Origin of the sequence: Leptospira semungkisensis, assembly GCF_004770055.1 — a bacterium.
In the GTDB taxonomy this organism is placed as follows: domain Bacteria; phylum Spirochaetota; class Leptospiria; order Leptospirales; family Leptospiraceae; genus Leptospira_B; species Leptospira_B semungkisensis.
Genome location: NZ_RQEP01000005.1, coordinates 144,049 through 168,390 on the forward strand (window position 1 = coordinate 144,049; position 24,342 = coordinate 168,390).

21 protein-coding genes are annotated in these 24,342 nt (G+C 43.4%); 16 read left to right on the top strand and 5 right to left on the bottom strand.

Annotated elements, in window-relative coordinates:
• Positions 1-97: 97 nt before the first annotated feature.
• Genes EHO59_RS00780 through crcB form a run of 3 tightly spaced genes read left to right on the top strand, consistent with a single transcriptional unit; the run spans position 98 to position 1,979 of the window.
• The gene (locus tag EHO59_RS00780) at positions 98-847 is read left to right on the top strand and encodes a biotin--[acetyl-CoA-carboxylase] ligase (RefSeq protein WP_135583810.1); all 750 of its coding nucleotides are present in this window, start codon (positions 98-100) and stop codon (positions 845-847) included.
• A gap of 2 nt (positions 848-849) precedes the next feature.
• The gene (locus EHO59_RS00785) at positions 850-1,626 is read left to right on the top strand and encodes a type III pantothenate kinase (RefSeq protein WP_135583812.1); all 777 of its coding nucleotides are present in this window, start codon (positions 850-852) and stop codon (positions 1,624-1,626) included.
• Positions 1,623-1,979, top strand: a complete 357-nt coding sequence (gene crcB, locus EHO59_RS00790; RefSeq protein WP_135583814.1) for a fluoride efflux transporter CrcB — start codon at positions 1,623-1,625, stop codon at positions 1,977-1,979. Before EHO59_RS00785 ends, crcB begins: the two co-directional genes overlap by 4 nt.
• A 139-nt stretch (positions 1,980-2,118) precedes the next feature.
• On the opposite strand, the gene EHO59_RS00795 is transcribed toward crcB, so the two are convergent.
• The 3 genes from EHO59_RS00795 to EHO59_RS00805 form a co-directional block, all read right to left on the bottom strand.
• On the bottom strand, positions 2,119-2,703 hold the full coding sequence (locus EHO59_RS00795; protein ID WP_246052567.1) for a WG repeat-containing protein: 585 nt from the start codon (positions 2,701-2,703) through the stop codon (positions 2,119-2,121).
• Positions 2,704-2,727: 24 nt separating this feature from the next.
• Positions 2,728-3,213, bottom strand: a complete 486-nt coding sequence (locus EHO59_RS00800) for a crossover junction endodeoxyribonuclease RuvC (RefSeq protein ID WP_135583817.1) — start codon at positions 3,211-3,213, stop codon at positions 2,728-2,730.
• A 161-nt stretch (positions 3,214-3,374) separates the two neighbouring features.
• A complete protein-coding gene (locus tag EHO59_RS00805; RefSeq protein WP_135583819.1) occupies positions 3,375-4,124 on the bottom strand; it encodes a YebC/PmpR family DNA-binding transcriptional regulator in 750 nt (249 codons plus the stop codon).
• A gap of 538 nt (positions 4,125-4,662) precedes the next feature.
• Between EHO59_RS00805 and EHO59_RS00810 the strand changes: the two genes are divergently transcribed.
• From EHO59_RS00810 to EHO59_RS00820, 3 genes are read left to right on the top strand one after another with little or no spacing between them, the layout of a single operon-like run.
• Positions 4,663-5,391 (top strand): LytR/AlgR family response regulator transcription factor, encoded by a 729-nt coding sequence (locus EHO59_RS00810; RefSeq protein ID WP_135583821.1) that lies wholly within the window; start codon positions 4,663-4,665, stop codon positions 5,389-5,391.
• A gap of 50 nt (positions 5,392-5,441) precedes the next feature.
• Positions 5,442-6,803: a sensor histidine kinase gene (locus EHO59_RS00815; protein ID WP_246052569.1), complete on the top strand. Its 1,362-nt coding sequence runs from the start codon at positions 5,442-5,444 to the stop codon at positions 6,801-6,803.
• A 25-nt stretch (positions 6,804-6,828) separates the two neighbouring features.
• Positions 6,829-8,235, top strand: coding sequence for a pectin acetylesterase-family hydrolase (locus EHO59_RS00820; protein WP_135583825.1), 1,407 nt, complete (start codon positions 6,829-6,831; stop codon positions 8,233-8,235).
• A gap of 66 nt (positions 8,236-8,301) precedes the next feature.
• Here the strand turns inward: EHO59_RS00820 and EHO59_RS00825 are convergent, their stop codons facing one another.
• Positions 8,302-9,183 carry a bile acid:sodium symporter family protein gene (locus EHO59_RS00825; protein ID WP_135583827.1) on the bottom strand — a complete coding sequence of 294 codons (882 nt, stop codon included), beginning with the start codon at positions 9,181-9,183 and terminating at the stop codon, positions 8,302-8,304.
• 140 nt (positions 9,184-9,323) lie between these two features.
• Positions 9,324-11,147: a sodium:solute symporter family protein gene (locus tag EHO59_RS00830; protein WP_135586371.1), complete on the bottom strand. Its 1,824-nt coding sequence runs from the start codon at positions 11,145-11,147 to the stop codon at positions 9,324-9,326.
• A gap of 135 nt (positions 11,148-11,282) precedes the next feature.
• On the opposite strand from EHO59_RS00830, the gene EHO59_RS00835 reads away from it, so the two are divergent.
• The 10 genes from EHO59_RS00835 (at position 11,283) to prfB (ending at position 24,339) form a co-directional block, all read left to right on the top strand.
• Positions 11,283-12,506: an aspartate kinase gene (locus tag EHO59_RS00835; protein ID WP_135583828.1), complete on the top strand. Its 1,224-nt coding sequence runs from the start codon at positions 11,283-11,285 to the stop codon at positions 12,504-12,506.
• 70 nt (positions 12,507-12,576) lie between these two features.
• On the top strand, positions 12,577-13,602 hold the full coding sequence (locus tag EHO59_RS00840; protein ID WP_425460195.1) for a putative peptidyl-prolyl cis-trans isomerase: 1,026 nt from the start codon (positions 12,577-12,579) through the stop codon (positions 13,600-13,602).
• A gap of 35 nt (positions 13,603-13,637) precedes the next feature.
• The gene (locus tag EHO59_RS00845; RefSeq protein ID WP_135583832.1) at positions 13,638-15,203 is read left to right on the top strand and encodes a spiro-SPASM protein; all 1,566 of its coding nucleotides are present in this window, start codon (positions 13,638-13,640) and stop codon (positions 15,201-15,203) included.
• Positions 15,178-16,776 carry a cytidylyltransferase domain-containing protein gene (locus tag EHO59_RS00850; RefSeq protein WP_135583834.1) on the top strand — a complete coding sequence of 533 codons (1,599 nt, stop codon included), beginning with the start codon at positions 15,178-15,180 and terminating at the stop codon, positions 16,774-16,776. The genes EHO59_RS00845 and EHO59_RS00850 overlap by 26 nt, the downstream gene beginning before the upstream one ends.
• A 252-nt stretch (positions 16,777-17,028) precedes the next feature.
• On the top strand, positions 17,029-17,766 hold the full coding sequence (locus EHO59_RS00855) for a TetR/AcrR family transcriptional regulator (RefSeq protein ID WP_135583835.1): 738 nt from the start codon (positions 17,029-17,031) through the stop codon (positions 17,764-17,766).
• A gap of 32 nt (positions 17,767-17,798) precedes the next feature.
• The gene (locus EHO59_RS00860; RefSeq protein ID WP_135583838.1) at positions 17,799-18,197 is read left to right on the top strand and encodes an iron chaperone; all 399 of its coding nucleotides are present in this window, start codon (positions 17,799-17,801) and stop codon (positions 18,195-18,197) included.
• A gap of 147 nt (positions 18,198-18,344) precedes the next feature.
• Complete coding sequence (locus EHO59_RS00865; protein ID WP_135583840.1) at positions 18,345-20,993, top strand: valine--tRNA ligase; 2,649 nt, start codon at positions 18,345-18,347, stop codon at positions 20,991-20,993.
• A gap of 15 nt (positions 20,994-21,008) precedes the next feature.
• Positions 21,009-22,280 carry a phosphoribosylamine--glycine ligase gene (gene purD / locus EHO59_RS00870; protein ID WP_135583842.1) on the top strand — a complete coding sequence of 424 codons (1,272 nt, stop codon included), beginning with the start codon at positions 21,009-21,011 and terminating at the stop codon, positions 22,278-22,280.
• Between the two features lie 2 nt (positions 22,281-22,282).
• Positions 22,283-23,128, top strand: a complete 846-nt coding sequence (locus tag EHO59_RS00875) for a hypothetical protein (protein WP_135583844.1) — start codon at positions 22,283-22,285, stop codon at positions 23,126-23,128.
• Positions 23,129-23,235: 107 nt separating this feature from the next.
• Positions 23,236-24,339, top strand: a complete 1,104-nt coding sequence (gene prfB, locus EHO59_RS00880) for a peptide chain release factor 2 (protein WP_135583846.1) — start codon at positions 23,236-23,238, stop codon at positions 24,337-24,339.
• Positions 24,340-24,342 lie beyond the last annotated feature (3 nt).

Sequence of the window (24,342 nt, forward strand, 5' to 3'; positions counted from 1 at the left end):
AGGAGAAGAATATCAAACTGGTTCTTAGGACCTTGCTTTTTCTGTCGGGTGCCAGAATTTTTCTTGTCCGACGAAAATGAACCGATACTAAAAGCCCATGTCTTTTCGACTCCTTGAACCCGACAGAGGGATATATCTCTCGGAAGCAAATTCCACAAATACCCTCCTAAAAGGAAAAGAATATCCCCCAGGGACCTGGGTGCTCGCCGAATTTCAATCCGCTGGGCGGGGAAGAAAGGGTAGAACCTGGTCAATCCTGGGAGAAGAGCCCTTTATTTTCTCAGGAAAGTTCCGCTCTACTGAGGCCTTATCTTCCCCCAGTCTATTCTCCCTATTTGTGGGAGTTGCCGTCTTGAAAACAATACTGAATGTTTATCCTTCAGTCAGTAAGAGAGATGCCAAGATCAAATGGCCCAACGATATTTATGTAGATGACAAGAAAGTTTGCGGCATACTCATCGAGACCGAGAAAGAAGGAAACGATTGGGATTGGATTGTAGGAATTGGGATCAACCTATTCGGAAAAGAAATCCCCGATTATCTTTCGGAAGCAGGCTTCGTAAGCGGTGAGCCTTCCGAACAAGGAAGAAGAAAGAAATTCCTAGAAGCACTTCTTCCAAACCTAAACGATTCCGCATTGGCATTATCGGATGGAGAAGACAGGATCAAATTCATCAACGATAGATTACTCTGGAAAGGAGAAGCGATCGCCTGGAATGAAAACGGTTCTCCGCAGACTGGCACTCTATTAGGTATCAACGAAGAAGGAAAATTATTGGTTCGAACGCCGGTCGGAAATACGATCGAATTCATTGACAGTCCTGAGGATTTTAGGTCCCTGGGATAGGAATGATTTTAGTAATCGACGTTGGAAATACGAACACCGTTTTCGGGATCTATGAAAATGGTTCCAAAGAACCTATCTTTCACAGACGCACAGTTACAAGAAGGGACAGAACCTCCGATGAGATGGGACTGTATTTGAAAGGTTTCCTAAGAGAATTTGAAATCGATAGTTCTCATATTGTAGGCGGGATCTATTCCTCAGTCGTTCCCCAATTAAATCCGATCTTAGAAAGAATGATCCACGATTGGTTCCGAATAGAACCAATCCGAGTTCAATACCAAATGAACCTTCCCTTCGGTATTGTATATCCTAGGCCGTTTGAAATCGGAGCGGACAGACTCGTAAATGCTGCCGCAGCAGTAAAAGATCATCCAGGAAAATCCATCATCATAGATCTCGGGACCGCGACCACATTCTGCGTGGTAGACGATACTCCGAATTATCTCGGAGGAGTGATTGCTCCCGGATTAAAAGGATCCATGGATGCTCTCACTAGAAATACTGCTCAACTTCCTCCTATCGTGTTCCAAGCTCCCTCAAAGATCTTAGGAGATTCAACGATCGAGTCTATCCAAGCAGGCTTCTTCTTTGGTTGGATTGGATTGCTTGAAGGAATCATCCGAGAGATACGCGCTGCTTACGGAAAAGATTATATTGTAATCGGCACAGGCGGATTAGTTACGACAATTCATGCTGCGAATCCTAAGATATTCGATAAGATAGAACCATTACTCACATTAAGAGGATTGCAGATCCTTTACGAAGAAAACGCGAAATGAATTTAGTTTACGTTGGCTTGGGAGGATTTTTAGGTTCGGTCGCTCGATACCTGATCCATCTCTGGCTTGCTAAAGAATCCGGTGCTTTTCCGATTTCTACATTGCTAGTCAATGTTTTAGGATCCTTGTTGATCGGTCTTTTTTATGGACTCAGCCAAAACAAGATAGGAGAAGAAATCCGACTCTTTGCAACTGTCGGTTTTTGCGGAGGATTCACTACCTTCTCCACATTCGCTCTAGAAAATCTGAAAGCGCTCGAAGCCGCAAATTACATTCAATTTTCATTATATACAATAATGAGCTTGGTCCTTTGTTTGGTTGCAGTCTTCTTCGGAGCATATCTAACCAAATAAGCTTGGGCGGCCTCCCACAAGTGGGAGCCGTGCTGCTTCGCGTTCGCTCACGCTCATCCGGGCAAAGCCCGGACTAAAGCGCTACGCATCACTGCCGCATAGAGCCTTAAGATACTGAGTAAACTTTAGAAAAAGAAAACTAAGGAAGTTTGATCTCTTTTTTCAATTTCCCTTGGGTCGCCTGAACTGTTCCCGAACTCGGATCGACTTCGGAAATAGAATCATACTCCAATGGAATTACCGCTTTACCTGTCGTATCGATAAGCCCGTACTTCCCGCCTTGGATCCGAGAATGCTCTTCTTCTTTTACTAAGGAGCAACCGTTACATACGATCGCAAAACCTTGTTGGATGGAATGCGCGAAATCATAAGAGGCTGAAATTACTTTCTTACAGGAAGGATCAAAGAAACCGAATTTGTTTCCTTCTACAAACCTCGCCAAACCTTCGGAAAAATAGTCAGGTCCGTTTTCGAAAGGAAAAGGATGCAGTAGGATACGATTTTCCGGATCGATGCAAACCCATCCTTCCTTACCAAAGGAAAAACCGACTCCATTTTCATTAAAATCGTAGGCCTGCTGATACTGGGCCTGGATCTTTATTCTTCCGTTCTTATCCTTGTAACCGTACAAATCGTTCTCCTGAAAGGAGACCAGCGGTTCGTTTTTGGAACAGCCTCCTAAGATCGAACCGAAAACCAGAACTATAAATAAAGAAAATCGCATATTCATCATATATCTCACTTAATTTCATCTCTTTCCGAAAGAACCGCTCATAGCTATGCCAACATACGCAGACGCGATCGCGTCCCAAGAATCGTCATGGCCAGTTAGATCCGCGAGCCCGAGCAATAATTTTAAAGCGGATTTTATACCTTTCTTGTCCGCAGTACCGCTGCCTGTCGTTCCCTTCTTGATCTGGGACGCTGTAGGCTCTACCACAGGAACATTATGTTCTCCTAATGTAAGAAGAACAACTCCTCTCGACTCGTAGACTTTGGCCGCAGTGGTCCTATTCTTAGCGAAGAATAATTCCTCAACGGAGGCAAGATCCGGATGATATTCATCCAAGATCGCATCCAATTGTCTTCGAATAGCGATCAGGTTGACAGGACTCTTTGTGCCAGGAGGAACTTCTATGGTTCCGTAAGTCAGAACCTTGATATGGGATTTTTCCTTTTGGAGGACGGCATAGCCTAAACGATGAGAGCCTGGATCTATACCTAAAATTTTCATTCAGAGGAGCCTAATGTGGGAACTCTTGGGATCAGCGAAACGGCGCCCCCACCCTGTACTTGGGTGGGGGGAGTGGCCCGTGGGACGCACGCGCCCTCTATACCACAAACTCGGCATTCTTTCAAGTGAGAATTTCCGGAGTTCCCACCGTGTGGGAACTCTTATCCGAATTCCTTCTCCAACTCAGGAGAAAGTTCAAAGTTGGAGTTTACGCTTTGGACATCATCATGAGTTTCCAAATTATCGATCAACTTCATGACCTTCTCTGCGGTTTCTTTGTCGGAAACTTCGGTGCTCGCAAGCGCAACGAACTTAATTTCGGACTCTTCTGCCTTAACATCTTTTTCGTTCAAAGCAGTCTGAACCGCTTCATAGTCGTCTGGAGCAGTAACGATCCTAAAAACGTCACCCTCGTTCTGAACATCCTCGGCGCCTGCGCCTACTGCCAGTTCAAAGAGTGACTCTTCCGAAATTTGGCCGGAAGGGATTACGATCACACCTTTTCTTTCAAAAAGGCGACTAACGCTACCTGTGGTTGCGAGAGAACCACCTAGTTTCGTTAAAATGCTTTTGATCTCGGGAGTGGTTCTAGACTTTTTGTCGGTCACCGCTTCTACCATGATTGCGGTTCCACCTGGACCAAAGCATTCGTACAAACATTCTTCGTAGACTACGCCTTCTAATTCTCCAGTCCCTTTCTTGACTGCCCTTTCGATATTGTCTTTGGGCATATTCGAAGCCTTCGCTTTCAGGACTGCGAGTCGGAGCCTTGGGTTCGTGTTTACGTCGCCCCCGCCCATTCGCGCTGCAACAGTGATTTCTTTAACTACCTTAGTAAAAATCGCGCCTCTTTTAGAATCGATCGCGTCTTTTTTGCGTTTAATCGTTGCCCATTTACTATGACCGGACATCGGATTTCCCCTTTATTCTAGCTTTCAATTGGATTATAGGAATCTATGAGATCGAATGTGGGAACTGGTCCCGCTTTTTCAACAAAACCCTGTTTTTCCTAGCTGTCCAATCCTTTTTGAGCCTGGGCCATGCCCTCCGATTGGCAGAAGAAGCCGAATCTTTTACTTATACATAGAGCTCGCTCTCTAGTTAAAAAATGCGATCGGCGTTCTCTTTCTTCAGTTACTAGTATTCTTCTTTAAAATAATAAATTTCCAAGGAAGAAGGAATGCTTTTAGTCAGACAAATATCCGGATAAAAGTGACAAATTCTATTTTTTAGTCATTTCCATTCTTCCAACCCGAGAGAAGATCAATTTACATATTTCGCATAACGTTATTTTGAATGATTAAAAGGAATTTTTATCATATTTTATAAAACTTGCATGTGTTATTAATAACACTCGTTTTACATAAAACCATCCATTCGTCCCTTGGATTTTTCTCTTGGTCCCTTGTTCGTTGACGGCTATCTTTGATTAGGTTACACTCCTCGGCCATGCGGATCCTAATTGTAGAAGACGACCTTTTATCTGCCCGTTGCTTAGAGATATTAGTTAAAGAATTCTTAGGCGAAAGAGATCCTTCTATCTCTTGCATCCAAGATCTTGAGATTGCTAAATCATTCATCCGAGAAAATTCTTTAGATCTTCTTTTCCTGGACATCAATCTGCAGGGAAAAATGGGATTTCAACTCTTGGAGTCAGAGAGCAAAAGCTTCTTCCAAACCATCATAGTATCTTCCGAAAGAGACAATGCAGTAAAGGCATTCGAATTCTCCGCTTTGGATTTTTTACCTAAGCCAATCACAAGAGAAAGATTTAGGATCGCTATGGAAAGATTTCTCTCCTTTTCATCTAATTCATTCTTACCAAAGGGGATTATTCTTAAAAAAGAAGAAGGAATAGATCTCATCGAACCGGAAGAGATCCTATTTGCTAGATCCGAGAGAAATTACACTCGGATCTTTACTAAGAACGGAAAAGTGGAGAAGGTTCGCAAAACTCTAGATCAACTTCAAAAAGAATTGGAGATCCACGGTTTTTATCGAGCTCATCGAAGTTATCTAGTTCGTTTAGACGGAGTAAGAAAGATACTATTCAACGGCCCTTCTTCCTATCGATTGCTCTTAGCCACAGATCATAGCATTCCTGTTAGCAGATCCCAAGGACCGAGACTTCTTTCTATATTCAAAAATTCGAATAATAAGGTTCTCGGTCTGCCATGAAGAATCTTTGCATCACCTTCAGGTCCCGTTCCAAGAGCTTTCTCTTATTCATGAGAAAGCATTTTCAGATCTTGGAGGAGCTCAAGAAGAATGAAGAGTTCGTTCGCTCGGCATACTTTGAAGTATATTTGATATTTAGATATCTTTTCCCCTTCTTATGTATCGCTTATATTCCCTTTGCACTCCTTGATTGGAGAGATTTTTTACAGGATTATACTAATCTTCCCTTGATGATCTATAATTCTATTTTCCTTCCTGGATGTTTGCTCTTTACGATCCTTCTGAATTTTCCAATTTTAGGAAACGATTTCAAGACCAGAAAATGGGTCGCCGTTGCCGCAACAACCTTCCTAACATTCAGCGGAACCGCGATGAACTTGATCATTTTTAAGTTTGGGACGGACCTTTCTCTATTTGCATTCACACAACTCGGGATCGCTGTTCTTCTTCGTTATCCAGATATGACCAAGACTCTCATCTATATGCTGAACTATGCAGTCTTTTTGTTCTGCTTGTTCTATTTGGATCGGGCTTCTTCCTTTCTCATCCAAAATTTTTCCTTTATGCTGATCATGACTGTCCTTATGGACAGGATCAGTTTTCTAACAAAGGTGAACTCATTTCATAAGGAGCAATCCATTCGTGAGTTAAACAGAAAGCTTGTAATGGAATCCGTAAAAAAATCCGAGATCCTAAGGATAGCGATCCACGATCTGAAAAGCCCGGTCACTGGAATCTTAAGCTTAGTCGGTTTATATACGAGAGAGCCGAGTCCTGCTTTGTCCTTGGATCATTTAGGAAAATCTTATGTAGAACCTCCTGAAGTGTTGGATCATATCGATAGGACTTCCAGAAAGATTCTGGAATCGATAGAAGATATTTTGTTTCTGGCAAGCTCTTCTCTCGAAAGTGAAACCATTGAAGGAAAGAGTCAAAATCTCAATCCGGAGCTACTACTTCGCTCTGTCGCTTCTAATCTAGATTTCCTTTTTTCCTCCAAACATATCAGGATAGAAGACGAACTTTCCGGTTTTCCTTTTGCATTCTATGCGAATCCTCAGATTCTATATAGAGTATTCGACAATATCCTAAGCAATGCGGCCAAATTCTCTCCTCCCGGCTCCCGTATTCTTCTCTCCAGCAAACTCAGAGAAACTTTAGAAGAAAATGTTTTACTAATATATATAGAAGACTCCGGCCCAGGATTCCAACCCCAAGACGAAAAAGACATGTTCAGAGAATTTTCAATTCTCTCAGCGAAGCCAACCGGTCCCGAATCCTCCAGTGGGATCGGCCTGGCTCTTGCGAAAAAACTATTGGATCGGATGGGGATCCGAATCCGACTGAGCAACTCCGATCGCACGGAAGGGGCTCGGGTACTTCTAGAATTCCCGCAATCAAAAGCGAAATAGGGATTTAGAATTGGAGGCAAATAAAATGCAAGATGTGAAGAGAATTTGGTTCCGTGCATCGGTCTTAGCGTTATTGTTCATCGCTTGGGCTTGTGCGCCGGATCGCCAAACGAATAGTAACGAAGAGCTGGCCTTATTGTCCGGCTTAGTCGATCAGAAAGAGCCAAGATTCTCCGAGGCCGCTAGCGGTGCCGGAGAAATGAAAGCGCAAAACGCGTTAGACGATCTTACAAGCTTAGTCTACGGATCTTATGATGTTGTGTATATTCCCGGAGCAGTTTGTAGCAACGGGTCTCCATATAAGATCTTCGTGGATCGAGCCGACGGTATCCTAGATTGGATCCTAGGTAATTCGAGTAGACTTCTCGTTTACTTCGAGCCTGGAGGAGCTTGCTGGGACTATGCAAGTTGCACTGGACAGACTGGGATTAGAGGAGCCGCAAATCCAAACGGTATTCCGGACAATTATATGAATTTCGGAGATTTCATAGATCCAAATAAACCTGGTGGAAGTCCGAACGCCGCTATCTCTCCAATCGTATTAAAGAATAACCCGACCGGCCAGAATGTGAAGACCTCTTCATGGAATAAGGTCTTTATTCCTTACTGCACCGGAGACGTATATTCTGGAAATAAAGTGGTGACTTATACGGATCCTACGGGGCAGAACCCTCCTGTTACATACAGACATGTGGGTGCACCCAACATGGAACTTGTGATCAATTGGTTAAAGGCAAACTTCAACAAGCCTAAGGAGATGATGGTTTCTGGTTGTAGCGCCGGAGGAACCGGATCTCTGATCAATTATCACTTCATTAGAAAAGCTTTAAGTCCTAGCATGAGTTATCTATTGAACGACTCTGGACCGATCTTCCCTGCGCCTGGATATGGCAATCAATGGCCTTTGCAACAAAAGATCAGAGACGCTTGGAATACGGACTATTTCGTGAACAAGGCTCAGGCAGATTTTTCAGGTATCGATATCAAATCCGATTACGGAAAGATCAGCGAAGCCTTAGCTCAGAAATATCCTAAGGATAAGTTGTCGATCACTCTCTTCCGAAGGGATGCCAATTATTCTATGTATTCGTACGCAAGATTCTACGGCTTGGATGAAAACAACCCGGCAGACAAGGAATACATTATCTCCACTCTATGGGCTCAGGACATAGAGAATTTGAAGGCTCAGTACGATCGATATCCGAACCTGAAGTATTTCATTCCATATTATAGAAGTATCAATGAAAGTCATTGCACTTCTATCGTGGAATTTACTGGAACGGAAATCGGAAACACTGGAATTACATTAGGTACATTCATATCGGATTACCTATTAGGAAGTTCCACCTTCCAAAGCTTCTTTGAAGCTGTGAACCCTGACGACGCAAATGTGACCGATTTCTGGTTCGCATTAGTTAACCTTCTTCTCTAACAAAAAGGGCGGCCTAACCAGCCGCCCTTCTTTTCTAAAATAAAATATAATAGAAATTTGATATTCTTAAGCGGTCTTTTCCTCAGGCAAAGGCAGCACCCTCGACCAAACCAAGGCCATCACGAGTCCTGTAATGTACATCCAAATGCTAAAGATCGCAGAAGGAAGAGCGACCTTTGGACCGAAGAATTGAATCGCTAATGTCATTCCCAAAGTGGTATTCTGAATCGCGACTTCTATAGAGATCGTGCGGGACTGTCTTTCTCCTAAGCGAAGAAGTTTAGGAAGCAGATAACCGACTGCGAACCCGAAAGTATTATGTAAGATCACCGCGAGTCCCACGAGGGTGACCATGTTCCAGAATTCGTCACGATTTTTATAGGTAACGAATACTACTACGAAGACCAAGAATAGAATAGAAAAGATCTTATAAGGCTTTTCTATCATCTCGGCAAATCGAGGAAATTTGCGTTTCACACTCATTCCAATCGTAATCGGGACTACTATGATGACGATCACAGTCTTTAGCATTTCCAAAAAGGAGATCTCCATTACCTTCCCTCCGGAAGAATCCAAAAGAGAACCGAAGAAAGTGACTATGATAGGAGTAAGGATCGGACAAAGCAAAGTAGAAAGAGAAGTGATCACTACCGCAAGAGCAACATCTCCTTTGGCAAGATAATTGATCAGATTCGAAGTTGTTCCGCTCGGACAAGAGCCGACCAAGATCACTCCTAAGGCCAATTCATATTCCAATCCAAGAAGAAGGACCACTGCGTAAGCAGCCAAAGGCATAATGACAAAATGGCCAAGAGTTCCGACTAACGTTTGCAACGGTGTCGTAAAGATCCTTTTGAAATCAGAAATCGCCAGGCCGAAACCCATTCCCAGCATGACGATGGCTAAGAGAGTAGGTAATAATGCTTTTTCTACCACACCGAATTGCATTTGCTTCTCCTTAATATAACACCTGTTTTATTATCTATCTCGAAATTAGTTCGAAGAAGAAAGGAATTACAATCCTCTTCTGTTCTTTCAAAATTTCGCAGTGTAATTTGATCTAAGCTTTTTCAAAGCAAAGCATTTTTTTAAGAGGCAGGTGAATCTTTCTTCTTCCATAGATGCCAAACATAGATCCCGGAGAATAGTCCTACGAATAGATAGACAAATCCTTGCACAAAGTCCAAACGAAGAAGGTAACCGATCCCAAAGAGACCAGAGTACAAAGATAGAATGGAAACGAGCCAGATCTTTACCCTTTGGTAAAATGCGGTTCTCGCCACTTCCCCTCCCCATTTTCCCCAGAAGCCGAAAGGATGCAGTCTTTTTACGAAAGAATCTAGAACGTTATCCGAAACAGGAGGAGTTAGAAAAGTTACCAATATAGAGACAATCACACTTCCCAAAGCAGTCCAGAAGAGAAGATAATCGGATCTCACTTCCGGAAAACTCGGATATAGTAGCAAAGAAAGAATGAGAGCTGTAGCCATTCCGGATAATTCGGTCCATGCATTCGCTCTCCACCAGATCCATCTTAGGATCTGAGGCAACCCTAGCCCGGATGCCATTGCTAAGAAGAATTTCCAAGCGGAGCCTATGGATTGCATTTGAGCAGCGACGAGTACTGCGATCGCAGCCATGAGAACAACGGCGATCCTTCCCGCAAGAACAGTCTCTTTGTTCTCTGCATTCGGTTTTATGAATCTAAGATAGAGGTCATTGACTAGGTAGCTGGCTCCCCAGTTGATATGAGTGTCCGCAGTGGACATGAATGCTGCCATTAAGCTTACAAATACAAGACCAAGCACTCCTGCAGGTAGAACCACTTTCATAAGAACCGGATACGCAATCTCTCTATCAGATTGTACTAATATTCCTTCTGGGCGAAATAGATCTGCTTTATCTAAAGGAAATACGACCAGGCAAACAAGCCCTGTTAAAACCCAAGGCCAAGTTCTTAAAATAAAATTAGCTATATTAAACCAAAGAGATCCTAGTTCCGCATCCTTAGGAGTCTTTGCAGTATGCATTCTTTGAGCCAGATACCCGGAACCGTCGGAATGATACTGGATCCACCATTGCACTCCGATAAATATTAGAAATACTTGAATTGGTAATCCCTGATCCCCTTCTCCGAATCTTGGCCAAAAGGATACGATAGACTCTGCTCTTCCTGGATAGATGGATTCCAATTTAGAATATAGACCTTCTAATCCACCTACGTATTGGATGGCGAATATAGAGAATACGACTGCACCTGCAATTCCCAAGGCAAATTGGAATAGATCGGTAAGAATGACTCCTTGGATCCCTCCCATACTACTATAAAAAACAACGACGGAGAATAGAACGAACACTGTGAGAGTTGTATTCAAATCTCCTAATAAAAGAAAGTCGGGCCACAAGGATTGTATAGAGTGAAATGTAGCTTCTCCTAATAGAGAACTCCAATCCAAGAAAGGAGCAGTGATCTTGGACATTGCCTTGAAAACCCAGCCCAAAATGATCGAATTGAATAAGATACTTAAGAAAAATGCCTTGGCCGCTCGAAGGATTGCTGCACCTTTTCCAGAGTATCTTAGCTCTACGAACTCTACGTCGGTAAGGACTTCGGCCTTTCTCCAAGAAGCTGCAAAGAAGACTGTGATGATCAGATATCCGATCGCCCAACTCCACCAGAGCCAGTTCCCACTTACTCCATCCTGTGCCACCATTCCAGTGATGACCAAGGGAGTGTCTGCGGCGAATGTGGTTGCCACCATGGATGTACCGAGCCACCACCAAGGAAGTTTTCTATCCGCAACGAAGTAGGAACTCAGGCTTTCTCCCGCCTTGGAGGAAAGAAGGATCCCCGTAGAGAAAGCAAATAGAATGTAAGCAAGGATGAGTATCCAGTCGATCAGAGAAAAAATGGCGGCCCCCTTCTCCCCTTGGGAGAACTCTCCATAAAGATCGGCGCACTTGGCCTGAAAACAAGGATTCTTTCCTTTCCCCTGTTTTGATTTCTCTTGATCCCCGATCTCACCGCAGAAAGATGGTTGCGAGACATGGCAAACATCATCGTCCAAAAATACGGCGGCACGTCCGTAGGCACTCCGGAACGCATCCAAAACGTAGCCCGTAGAATTAAACGTTATCATGACCAAGGAGATCATGTGGTTGTAGTTGTGTCCGCAATGGGCCACACGACCGATGAACTCGTAGATCTCGCAGACAAGATCACGAAAAATCCTCCTAAGAGAGAAATGGACATGCTCCTTTCTACCGGAGAACAGGTTTCTATTTCATTACTCGCAATGGCACTTTGGGATATCGGGGTCCCGGCCAAATCCTTTACAGGATCTCAGGTCCGAATGATCACGGACGGCAATTTCTCCAATGCTAAGATCCAAAGTGTAGATCGAGACAGAATCGATAGAGCGCTAAACGACAAGAATGTTGTTATCGTTGCAGGCTTCCAAGGGATAGACCAAGACGAGAATATCACCACTTTGGGAAGAGGTGGTTCGGATACTTCTGCGGTAGCGTTAGCCGCTGTTTTAGGCGCAAAAGAATGCGAGATCTATACCGACGTGGACGGAGTTTATACCGCTGACCCTAGAGTGGTTCCCCAAGCCAGCAAACATACTCAAATTACTTACGAAGAAATGTTAGAACTCGCAAGCCTAGGCGCTGGAGTCCTTCATTCTAGAAGCGTGGAATTAGGAATGAATTACGATGTGGTGATCCATGTCCGCTCTAGCTTCAACGATAACCCCGGAACATTGGTTGTGAACGAGGAAAAGATCATGGAAAAATTAAAAGTAAGCGGAGTTACCGCAAAGAACGACCAAGCTCGTATTACAATCGCTGATGTTCCGGACAAACCTGGATTAGCGGCCGTCCTTTTTGGAGAATTAAGTTCCAAAGATATTCTGGTGGATGTGATCGTACAATCTTCTCCTTATAACGGAAGGAACACTATATCATTTACGGTTCCTAAAAAAGATCTGGTCCAAGCACTTCCTATCCTAGAATCCTTCTCAAATTCTCAAGGAGCAAAGAAGCCGGACATTAACGAAGAAATCTCCATCGTTTCTGCAGTAGGAATCGGGATGAAATCCCATGTAGGAGTCGCGGCTCAAATGTTCCAGGCTCTAGCGGAGAAGGAGATCAATATTGAGATGATCTCTACTTCTGAGATCAAGATCTCTTGTGTGATCCCAAGATCTCATGCAGAAACCGCCGTAAACCGCATTCACGAGACGTTCGGACTCTCGAAAAACGGTTGAACTACGGACCCGAGAGGGGAACCCTTTCCTTGTGTTCGGAATTTTCCCCTGCTCGAATCCATTTAGACTTTTGTCTAAGCTACTCGTATTTGCGAGCGCTCTCTTTCTAGGAATCATCTCCGCTCCACGTTCCGTATATTCTGCGGAAAGCATCAATCGCATCATTGCCACAGTGGGAAGCCAATCCATCAGCGAGTTGGATTACGACGACGCACAAGACAAATACATGAAGCTTTCCCGCTTCTTAAAGAATGAGGATACTCGCAAGACTCTTCGCAGTAGAATCATAGACTTTCTGATCGACCGCGCAGTCGTAGACTCGATCTCTGAAGAAGAATCCATTCAAGTAAATGAGAAGCGCTTAGAAAGCGAGATCGATAAGAGAATGGAAATGATGGGGATCAGCTCCCGCAAACAGTTCGAAAAGGCAATCGAAGGAAGTTCCGGAATGACCTACGATCTTTGGTATTCCGAGCTTCCCTATCAGATCAAGAGAACCCAGCTCATGCAGTACAAGGTTCCGAATATTCCCCCGACCGAAAAAGATATCAGAGCCTGGTACAACCAAAACAGGGATAAAGTCGGATTCGAGATCCAATTCAGACAAATCGCAATCGCTCCCGCAAACGATTCCATTTCAGAAGAATCCAGAATTCATAAAGAAGCTGCCGATATTAGAAAGACCGTACAAGCAGATCCTGCTTCTTTTAGCTTAGTCGCCGGTTCCCCAAGAAATACGGATTCAACCTTGAGAGCCAGAAAGGGACTCATAGATTGGGTCTCCTCCTTCGAATTATTCAAGACAAGTCGCTCCGTAGCCGCAGCAGTTTCCGCAGTTCCTGTAGGTGGAGTTTCCGAAGTATTCCGAGACGAAAGAAAAAGATACTGCGTCCTGAAGGTAGAAGGCAAGAGACCAACTCCCTTAGAAAACGTAAGACAGGGGATCGGAAACCTTCTCATGAGAGAAAAAGAAGAGGATAATTTCCAAAAATGGGTAAAAGACCAAAGATCTAGTGTTCCCATCCAGATTTTTGACGATGCTTATAAAAAGGAAAATAAGATCCCGGAACACCACGAGACTTTTATTCTAGATTAAGTTTCGTATCTAAGACCGAAAGCGAAATCCTCATAATGAAGTTCCCTCCTCAAGCAGTCGTCTTCTATCTAAAAGAAAATCAGGTCTCCGAAAAAGGATTCCTAACACATCAAGAATTCTTAACATACTTTGCGGGAACTCTTAAAAAATTATCAGGTATACTCAAGGGAATTCCGGTCTATTCCAATCTTTGGTTCGGCCCTCATGAAGAAGGAGAAAGAATTTCCAAAGAAGAAGGTTACTCTTCCTTTCAGATCTTAAAGTCAAACTCCGAGCCCGAACTTTTCTCCCGAATCGCAGAAGGATTGCCTGCTTCCAGAACCGGAGATCCAGAATGGGACGAAACAAGCTTTTTAGTTTTCGACGGAATGGCTCCTCTTTTGGATCCTTCTTTAACAAGCGAACTACTTAGACGTCATGACAAATATCTAGCTCAGTATTCTTATTCCGAGAATCTTCCCTCTGGAATCGTTCCTAGAATTCTTTCCAGGGAATTCGTAAGAAGTCTTCCTCAGAATTATGAAGGAGGAACGCAAGAATTCCTCGCAAAGAATATCAACCATTACGATACGGAGATATTCTATTCTTCTCCCGATCTGAGACAATGGAGATTGGATTTCTCAGCCTCCGATCCTCGCTCCAATAGATTGATCTCTTCCTTCTTAAAAGAAAAACAGGATTGGAAATATGAAGAATTCCAATCTTTCTTGGTTTCTCACCCTGCAGTATTTCGATCTGCACCCAGCTATTATGAAATAGAACTGCACAGAGGCTGCGAATACGAATGCGTGTTCTGCCCGAGACAAACTCTATTAAAACCAGAAGAGGACAATCTATCCTTGGACCCTGCTCTTTTAGATTCTATTCTTTCTCAAGCGGAGAAGGAGTTCGAATCTTCTTACAGTGTTTGCTTTGGAGGAATGGGAGAACCGACTCTTCATCCTAAGTTTGCAGAATTATTGCAGAGAACGATTTCTTCTCCGAATTTGAAAGAGCTGTATATAGAGTCCGCTTTGTATGGCAACTTGGAAGGGCTCAAAAAAGGGATTTCTTCTCTTTCGGAAGAAGAGAAGAAAAAGATCAGCCTGGTAGTGAATCTTACTACGCGTGACAAAAGAAACTACGCCAAACTCTATGGAAAGGACAATCTCGAAGAGGTTTTGAAAAACCTGGAGTCGATTTCACAAATCCTTCCTAAATTCTCTATCTATCTGCAATTTCTAAAGATCCAAGAAGTAGATCCGGAATTGGATTCTTGGTATGAGGGAACACAGAAAGCAGGCTACGAAATCATATTACAAAAATATAATTCTTATTCCGACAAATTGCCTCAAAGAAGGGCCTCGGATCTCACTCCTCTCGGCCGAGAGTTTTGCTGGCATCTTTCTAGAGACTTGTACATCAATGCAAACGGAGAAGTTTCCGTATGCAAACAGACTCCCTCTTCCTCCCAGAAACCATTGGGAGATCTAAAATCCGAATCCTTGGCTGAGATATGGAAAAAAGGAAATCCGATCTTTTCTCTTTCCGCAGAAGGAAAACACGGAGAGATTCCTGCACCCTGCCTTTCCTGTGATGAGTGGTATACATTCAACGCATAGAGAGCCTGTCCGTTCTCTGTTTGCATTCGTGCAAGCAAGGACTGGCTCAACAAGATTTCCTAAGAAAGTGATCACGGAGCTTCCTCCAAAATCAGGACATACAATCCTGGATCATATCCATTTTAGAATGAGCAAGATCCTTCCCCCTTCTCGTATCGTGTATCTAATCCCTGAGGGAGATACCGAATTAGAAGAATTCCTTTCTCGCAAAGGAATGAGGTATTTCAAAGGACCTTTAGAAGATGTAAGGCAAAGATATATTCTAGCTGCGGAGAAGTTCGGAGCTGATGCGATCCTGAGATTAACGGGAGACAACCCGTTCTATGATACGACTCATTTGGATCTTCTCATCCAATCTTTCCTGGAAGAAGAGGCCGATCTTGCTTATTTTAAAGGACTTCCCTTAGGAATGGGAGGAGAACTATTTCGTACTAGCGCGTTAGTAGCCTCTCCTCCCCAAGGACTCGAAGAAAGATATAGAGAACATGTAAGCATTCATATCAAGGAAGAACCGGATCGTTTTAAGATCGTTCCTATCGCAAGTCTTCTCACTCCAGAAGAAAGCTCTCGTATCGGGAATCTCAGATTAACCATAGATACTCCGGAAGATTTTCAAACCCTCTCCAACATTTTAAAGGATAAGCTCCCCGATTCTCTCAGCGACTTGGGAGCCTCCAAACTACTAGAATGGGAAAAGGAGCAACCTTCTCTTTTCAAAGGAAATCAAGATGTTCCTCAGGTGCGATTTCCTCTTCCGAATCCGGTCAAAAGCTATCAGAAAAGAATAGGACTGTTAGTCGCGCCGGCTAAGGACTACGGCTCCGGTCACTTCTCTCGTTGTTCTATCCTTCACTCCATTCTGCCTTATAGAAACTGGGAAAGCTTTTGGCTTACTGAATTTCCTAAAGATGGGGAATATGATATTTTGTTAATAGATTATAGGGATGTACTTATTCCCATCGAATACAAAAAGACCAAAGTACTTCTCTTAGATCATTTTGGAGAAGATAGAAAAAAATATCCGTATTGGGATCTTCTCCCTCATCCGCAAAATAATGCCGAATTCAATTGGGATCAGATCTTACTCCCTCCCAATCTTAGAAATTCCTCTTTAAGATCCCTAGACAAAGAAGAAGCCTCCTTCGATCTATTCTGTTATGCCGGGAGTCTTGGAGAATCAGAAACGGAGGAATTGGATTCCTTTCTTCTCTCGATTCCCGACACAAAAAAATTGTTGAGAGTGGGAGGCCATTCGCCTAAAGACCAGGCAAAATCCAAACTGGAATATCATCCTAGACTTTCTAGGTTCGCATACTTAGAGTTTTTAAGATCCTCTAAAAGGTTTTTAGGATACTTCGGGCAAAGTTTATTTGAAGCAATCTATTTGAAAATACCGAGCGCCAGCTTTTCCATTTCTCCAGTTCATTCGGACCTTTCAAAATTATTAGAAAAATATAATATTCCTTTTGCCGACCCGAGAAATAATTCCTCCGACCAAAAATTTCTTTTAAGTTCCCGTTTTCCGGATGGGAGCGGCTACCGATTACTTTTAGATCAAATCGATTCCCTCTAAATAAAAGCAAAACTAACGCATTTTATTAAACGAATCGACTTTCTGAGTATATCCAAAACGGACAATACTCCGGTCTCGACCGACCGTCGGATTTTCCGCCAGAAAGTCAGGAAACATTTTTCATTTTATTTGTTTCCTTTGTTGATTTTTTTTCCCTTTGTTCTGAAATTAGTTTGACCGACTCCTATTCGGAGCGAACATAAAACCGACTGTTAGTCTATACCGACCGTCGGTTTAAGCAGGAGGAATCTAATGATCCCAGCGAAAATCTCTACAAAAGAAAGAATTCTAAACGAATCCAGAAGGCTATTCTTCGAAAAGGGGTACGAAACCACCTCGATCCAGGACATCTTATCCGCTTTGGACATAGCCAAAGGAACGTTTTATCACCATTTTCAATCCAAAGAAGAGCTTTTAGAAGAAATTGCAGTGCAATTCTCCAAAGAAGCACACGCAGCAATGCTGAATGAGATCGGCGACCTCGGAAACGAAGGCACCGGTTTGGAAAAAATCCGCAAGGCGCTCGTCGTGGCTCATAACTGGAAAAAAGGCAAATCCGAAGAGATTCGATTCCTACTCGAATCCCTCTTCTCCGCGAGCAACCTGCAATTGAGAGATAAGATCCGACGCAAATCTGTAGGTCTTAGCTTTCCTCTATTCGCTTCTTTGATCGTAGAAGGTCAGAAAGACGGTTCTCTCAAAAGCAATTTGAGAGCAGATCATTTAACTTCCATCATTTTCGATCTGAGTGATGCTTTAGGCGAGAAAGTAGCCTTTCATCTCTTAGGAAGAAGTAAGGATTCGGAAGCTGAGATCTACGAGTTGATGGTTTCTTATCATACTACCATTGAAGATCTATTAGGAAGCCCGGCAGGAGGACTGGATTATTTCAGCAGAGAAGAGTGGAGCGAACTTGCTCGTCTCTTCAAAGGCGAGAAAACTCCTTCTCCTATCGAAGAGCCTCTTCAGCTGGTTGCGAACGCAGGTTAACGTAAAGGGCCCCGCCCTAAGGGAAAAAGTCTATGCTACTTTATGCTCTCGTTCCCACTCTACCGCGATTGGAATTCGAATCCAATCCGGACGTGGAGAATTATATAAACCAAGCTCCTCTCTCGAGGAGAGAAAATATCCGGGATCTAATTGGATCTCTTAAGGAAGAATTCGAGGATTTAAGAGAAGGCTTGAAGTACGGAATGCCTACTTTTGAAAGAAATGGGCGATGGATTGCATTCTCTAACCATAAGAATCATCTATCCGTCTATTTCTGCGAGGAATCGTATGTTCGGGCGTTTCGATCCAAATTCCCTGAGGCTGAGACTGGTAAGAACTGTGTCTTTCTCAGAGATAAGGACAAGTTCCCTGGGACTTATTTAAAAACCTTACTAAAGAAAACCTTACAACAAAGAGCAAAGACCCGCTAAGTCTCTGTTCCTTCTTATGACTCGTATTGGGTAAGGCCGTATGTTTATACGGCCTTTTTATTTCATTCCCAGCGGATCGGACAGAATACTGAGGCCAGTACGACTTGACCTCTTCCTTTCACAGAAAATTCTATCCGAACGAAGGCCATGAAGAAGCAAATCAGCGATCGTTACGAACCTACAAGCGTGGAACCAAAGTGGATCTCCCTCTGGGAGACTCAAAAAAGTTTCCAACCCGACCTAAACGGGAAGGAATCCTATTCGATCGTGATCCCTCCTCCCAATGTAACCGGAAGCCTTCATATCGGTCACGCACTCAATCATACTATCCAAGACATTCTCATCCGGATCGAACGTAAAAAAGGTAAGTCGGCTCTTTGGGTTCCGGGCACTGACCACGCAGGTATTGCGACTCAAATGGTAGTAGAGAGAGAACTCTTAAAAGAGGGAAAGAAGAGGACCGATTTTACTAGAGAAGGTTTCGAAGCCAAGGTTTGGGAATGGAAAGAGCACTCAGGTGGAATGATCCAAAACCAACAGAGACTTCTGGGAGAATCCGTGGACTGGTCCCGTTCCAGATTCACTATGGACGAAGGACTTTCCAAAGCTGTATTCAAAGTTTTTAAAACTCTTTATGACGAGGGTTTAATTTATCGCGGAGAAAGGATCATCAACTGGTGTCCTAAGACTCTTACTGCGATCTCCGATCTGGAAGTGGAATACAGAGAGGTGAAAGGAAAGCTCTATCATCTTAGATATCCTATCGTCGGACAAAAAGGGAAATACGTAGTAGTAGCGACTACGAGACCGGAGACAATGTTCGGTGACGTTGCAGTTGCGGCCCATCCGGATGATGAAAGATACAAGTCCCTCCAAGGCGCCGAACTAGAACTGCCTTTAACTGGCCGAAAGATCCCTCTACTATTTGATTCTTTTGTAGATAAGGAATTTGGATCCGGACTCGTTAAGATCACTCCTGCTCACGATCCAAACGACTTCGAAGCGGGACAACGTCTTGGACTCAAGCCTCTTCTGGTCATGAATCCGAATGCAACTCTCAATGAGAATGCAGGCAAGTATGCCGGCACTGAAAGATTCGTAGCGCGCAAAAAGGTCATCGAAGACCTACAAGCATTGGATCTTGTAGAGAAGATCGAAGAGCATACACACTCCGTAGGTCATAACTCAAGAGGCGGAGAGATCATTGAACCTTATCTTTCCACTCAATGGTTTTGTAAAATGAGATCTCTTGCTGATCTTGCAGTTGAAGCTGTTCAATCCGGAGAGACTGAGTTCGTTCCTAAACTTTGGGAGAAGACATTCTTCGAATGGATGAATAATATTCGGGACTGGTGTATCTCTAGACAATTATGGTGGGGTCACAGAATTCCTGCCTATCATTGCAAGTCCTGTAAGCATATTGAAGTTTCAGAAACTGCGGTTACCTCTTGTCCTAAATGTGGTTCCAAAGAAGTAGAGCAAGACACTGATGTTTTGGATACTTGGTTCTCTTCTCAACTTTGGCCTTTCTCTACTTTAGGTTGGCCGGAGAATACTCCTGACTTGCAAAAGTTTTATCCTACATCAGTACTAGTTACAGGCTTCGATATCATCTTCTTCTGGGTTGCTAGAATGATCATGATGGGCAAGAAGTTCACTGGCAAGGCTCCATTCTCCAAAGTAATCATTCACGGATTAGTACGAGATAAAGAAGGTAAGAAGTTCTCCAAGTCTGTCGGGAACGTTGTAGATCCTTTGGACATGATGAGCAAGTATGGAACGGACTCTTTCCGATTCTTCTTGGCTGCAACTCTTCCAGAAGCGAGAGACGTTCTATTCGACGAGAGCCGCTTGGACGGTTATCGTTCCTTCTGCAATAAGATCTGGAACTCCAGTCGTTTCATTCTAATGAACTTAGAAGAAAACTGGAAGTTAGAAGATTTAGAATCCAAATACGGTTCTAAATTAGAACCGATGGATAAATGGATCCTTCATAAGTTCAACGAGACTCTTGCAGCCTACGAAAAAGCATATTCCAAATTTCTGTTTTTCGAAATGGCTTCTCAGATCTATGATTTTGTCTGGGGAGATTTCTGTGACTGGTATATCGAATTAGTCAAACCTCGTATCTACGGAAAGCTGGGAGAAGAATCCCAGACAGTCGCTAAGCAAGTCTTGGCGAGCATTCTCGTAAAAGCATTAGGATTATTGCATCCTTTCATGCCTTTCCTCACCGAAGAGATTTACGAAGTATTTAGCGAAGGTGATTTCCTAATACAATCCCCCTTCCCCACATCTTATTCCGTTGCTGAAGAAGACGAGGGAGTTCTCAAGACCAATATATTACAAGAAGCTGTTACACAAATTCGCGTTCAAAGAGCCGAAAACGGAGTCCCTTTGGATAAGAAATGCAAGGTAGTATTGAAATCTTCTCATCCTCTTGTTAAATCAGCAGTGCAGGACTTCGAATTTTCCATCCTTCAGTTAGCGCGCTTAGAAAGTATAGAAGTCGCGGCCGAATATGCGGGAGAGAAAACAGACTCGGTCGGAGCTTTCCGATTCGGAGAAGTCATTCTTCCTTTGGCGGGAATGATAGACTTCGAAAAAGAAAAAGCAAGGATCACGAAGGAACTCGAGAAAGTTAGACAAGAAGAAGAGAAACTCGCTTCTAAGCTCGGAAATGAAAACTTCTTAGCAAAGGCAAACCCGGACGTCGTAGAAAAGGAGAAGGAAAAACTCAAACTCCTCCAAGAGAAGAAGGACGTCCTCCAGAAAGGTCTGGAAAAACTAGGATAAGAACAGAGTATTATTATGTCTAAGATTCTTCTAATCGGTTCAGGAGGAAGGGAGAGCGCTATCGCATTCAAACTCCGCCAATCCTCTAAATTGACCTCTCTACATGTTTTCCCTGGAAACGGAGGTTTTCCGGATAATGAGATCTTGGCAGCGAATTCTTTCGATCTCAAGGACAAATCCTCGGTCCAGAGCTTCATTCAAAAAAATGAATATGATTTAGTGGTAGTCGGTCCTGAAGATCCTCTTGTGGACGGGATCGGAGACTGGCTAGCGGAGATAGGAATTCCAGTATTCGGACCTTCCGCCTATTGCGCTCAGATCGAAGGTTCCAAAGAATTTGCAAAAGCCTTAATGATAGAGGCCGGAGTGCCTACTGCAAAGTATGCTTCCTTTACTGATTATGATTCTTCTCTTGCTTACGTAAGAAAAGAAGGCGCTCCTATTGTAGTAAAAGCGGACGGGCTCGCTGCAGGAAAGGGAGTCACTGTCTGCACGGAACTTTCTCAAGCAGAGCAAGCATTAAAAGAAATTTTCTTGGATCATAAATTCGGTAAGAGTGGTTCCAGAGTAGTTATCGAAGAATTCATGGACGGCCAAGAGGCTTCCATCTTTGCGATCAGCGATGGAGAGACTTATTTCACTCTTCCTGCGGCCCAAGATCATAAAAGAGCGTATGACGGAGACCTGGGACCGAATACCGGAGGAATGGGAGCATACTGCCCAGCTCCGATCGCAAGCGAAGAAGTATTACAAAAAGTGAATACACGAGTCTTTCAGCCCATGTTCGAAGCATTCCGCAAGAAAGGACATCCTTATAAAGGCCTTCTATATGCAGGATTAATGATCGACTCTAAGGGAGAACCCAAGGTTGTAGAGTTCAATTGTAGATTCGGAGATCCTGAAACCCAATGCGTATTACCTATGTTAGAAGGAGACCTATTGGAGATCTTTATGGCATCTGCCAAAGGGACATTGAAAGGGGTAAAAACAGGTTTGCGCTCCGGAGCTTCTACCGTAGTCGTTTTGGCCGCTGAAGGTTATCCCGATTCTTACGCAAAGAATATTCCTCTAAATCTTCCTAAATCCGAAAATAAAGATCTAGTAGTTTTTCATGCAGGCACTTCAAAAAAGGATGGAAACTTAGTATCAACAGGTGGAAGAATTCTAGGAATCTCTTCCTACGGAAATGACTTAAAAGATTCTGTGGATAAGGCTTATGCTTATCTAAACAGCTTCCAAATCTCTAAGACCTTCTTCCGTAAGGACATTGCAAAAAAAGCCCTGTAGTCATGCCCTTTTTAGTATCCGGAAATATTGATTTAGTAGATCGTCCTAGCCTTCGTAAGCTCGAAAAGCATCTAGGCATTATTCTATCTTCTCATCAATATCCTCTAGAACAATACAATTTGATTCGCAACTCTTTAAAGCAAAGATTGGATTCGGACACTTTAGTCCGAGCAATGACCAGAAAAGAACTATTATCTTTTATTTATATACTTACTCAGTTCGGAGACGTGGTCCAAGGAGAAACTCCTCAGGAATATCTGGATGTAGAAAATGTACCTGTCATTATCGAATGGCAAAAAGGACATTTCATGATCCCGTACGAAGTGTTGGATTATCTGGCTCAATCCAGAGTGTTTAGGAACCAGAACTATCTATTTGCATTAATTCCCGCATTGCCTAGCAGAGAAAAGAAAGCTTGGTTGGAATGGATCGGCGCAGGTTACGGACGGACCTTTCCGAGAGAGATCAATCACGAGTTATATTATCAGTGCAGGCATTTGCAAAAACCTTTCCAAGGCAAGAGTCTTGTCCAAGAGGAATCCATTCGATTGGAGCAACTCTGGGCTGCCGGCAAAAATGAGACTGTGGATTGGTTCTATAAAGGCATTCTTCCCTTCTATTCCTCCATGAAGGAACTCCAACGCACAGAAAGAGATCCGTTTCTGCTACATGTTTTGGACCTGATTCGTTCCGGAAAACTTGTCCTAAAACGACTACCAGAGGAATTTGGCAAAAGGGAAGATTACCAGCTCGTATCCACTGTCGAAGGGAACACCCCTCAACTTAGAGATACGGTTTTCAGCTGGGAAGAAGCAAGAGAGCAAAGCGAAGACTTTCTCTTTCGATAACGATTTTCCCGTAAAAACTTAAAGCGCCGCATTTAATCCCGCTGCATTGCGATCCGACTTCGGCGCATTCCGAATTTAGAAATTAAAGGATCCTATATTATCCCGCTATGGAAGTCAGAAACGCCAAGGAACTGAAGCGCCTCTCCAAAGAATTACAAGAGAACTTTTTAAATCGATGGAAACTCCTCAATCTTGATAAGGATCAGGACCAACTTAAATCCTTTAACGATCGTATCGCGGAACCAAGCTTCTGGGATAATCCGGACCAAGCAAAATCCATCAGCCAAAGAAAGACTGAACTCGAAAGAAAATTAGATCCTTGGATCTCTATTCGTCGAGATATATTAGACTTTCCTGATCTAGTAGAGCTTACCTTTGATGAGAAAGGAGAAGCTGGAGTAGACGAGCTCAGCACCGAATACCAAAGATTAAAAACCGAATTCGAGAGACTAGAACTCTTGGGAGCTCTAAACGAGCCCGAAGATATGAAGCCTGCCTTCTTAAATATCCATCCAGGAGCAGGCGGAACCGAAAGCCAAGACTGGGCAGAGATGCTCTTCCGTATGTACATGAAGTACTTCGATAAGAAAGGATACCAATACAGCGTAGTTGACTTTCAAGAAGGCGACGGAGCCGGGATCAAGAATGCGACCATTCATGTAATCGGTGATTTCGCATACGGATTCATGAAATGCGAGAATGGAGTTCATAGACTCGTGCGTATTTCTCCTTTCGACGCGAACAAGCGTAGACATACTTCCTTTGTATCCGTTCATGTGAGTCCTGAATTGGATGATGATATCGATATCAAGATAGAAGATAAGGATATCAGAGTGGATGTGTATCGTTCTTCCGGTGCAGGCGGTCAGCACGTTAACACTACAGACTCTGCCGTACGGATCACTCATATTCCTTCCGGAATAGTTGTAGCGTGCCAAAATGAAAGATCCCAGATCAAGAACAGGGACACTGCGTTCAAAATGCTAAAGGCCAGATTGTACGAGCTAGAGCAAGAAAGGCTGAAAGATGATCTAGAAAAGAAATCGGGAGAGAAGAAGGACATAGCCTGGGGAAACCAGATCCGTTCTTACGTATTCCATCCTTATAATATGGTCAAGGATCATCGCACGGATCATGAAACTGGGAACGTGCAAGCAGTTATGGACGGGGATATAGAACCGTTCATCATGGCTTACTTAAAAACTTTATAATAT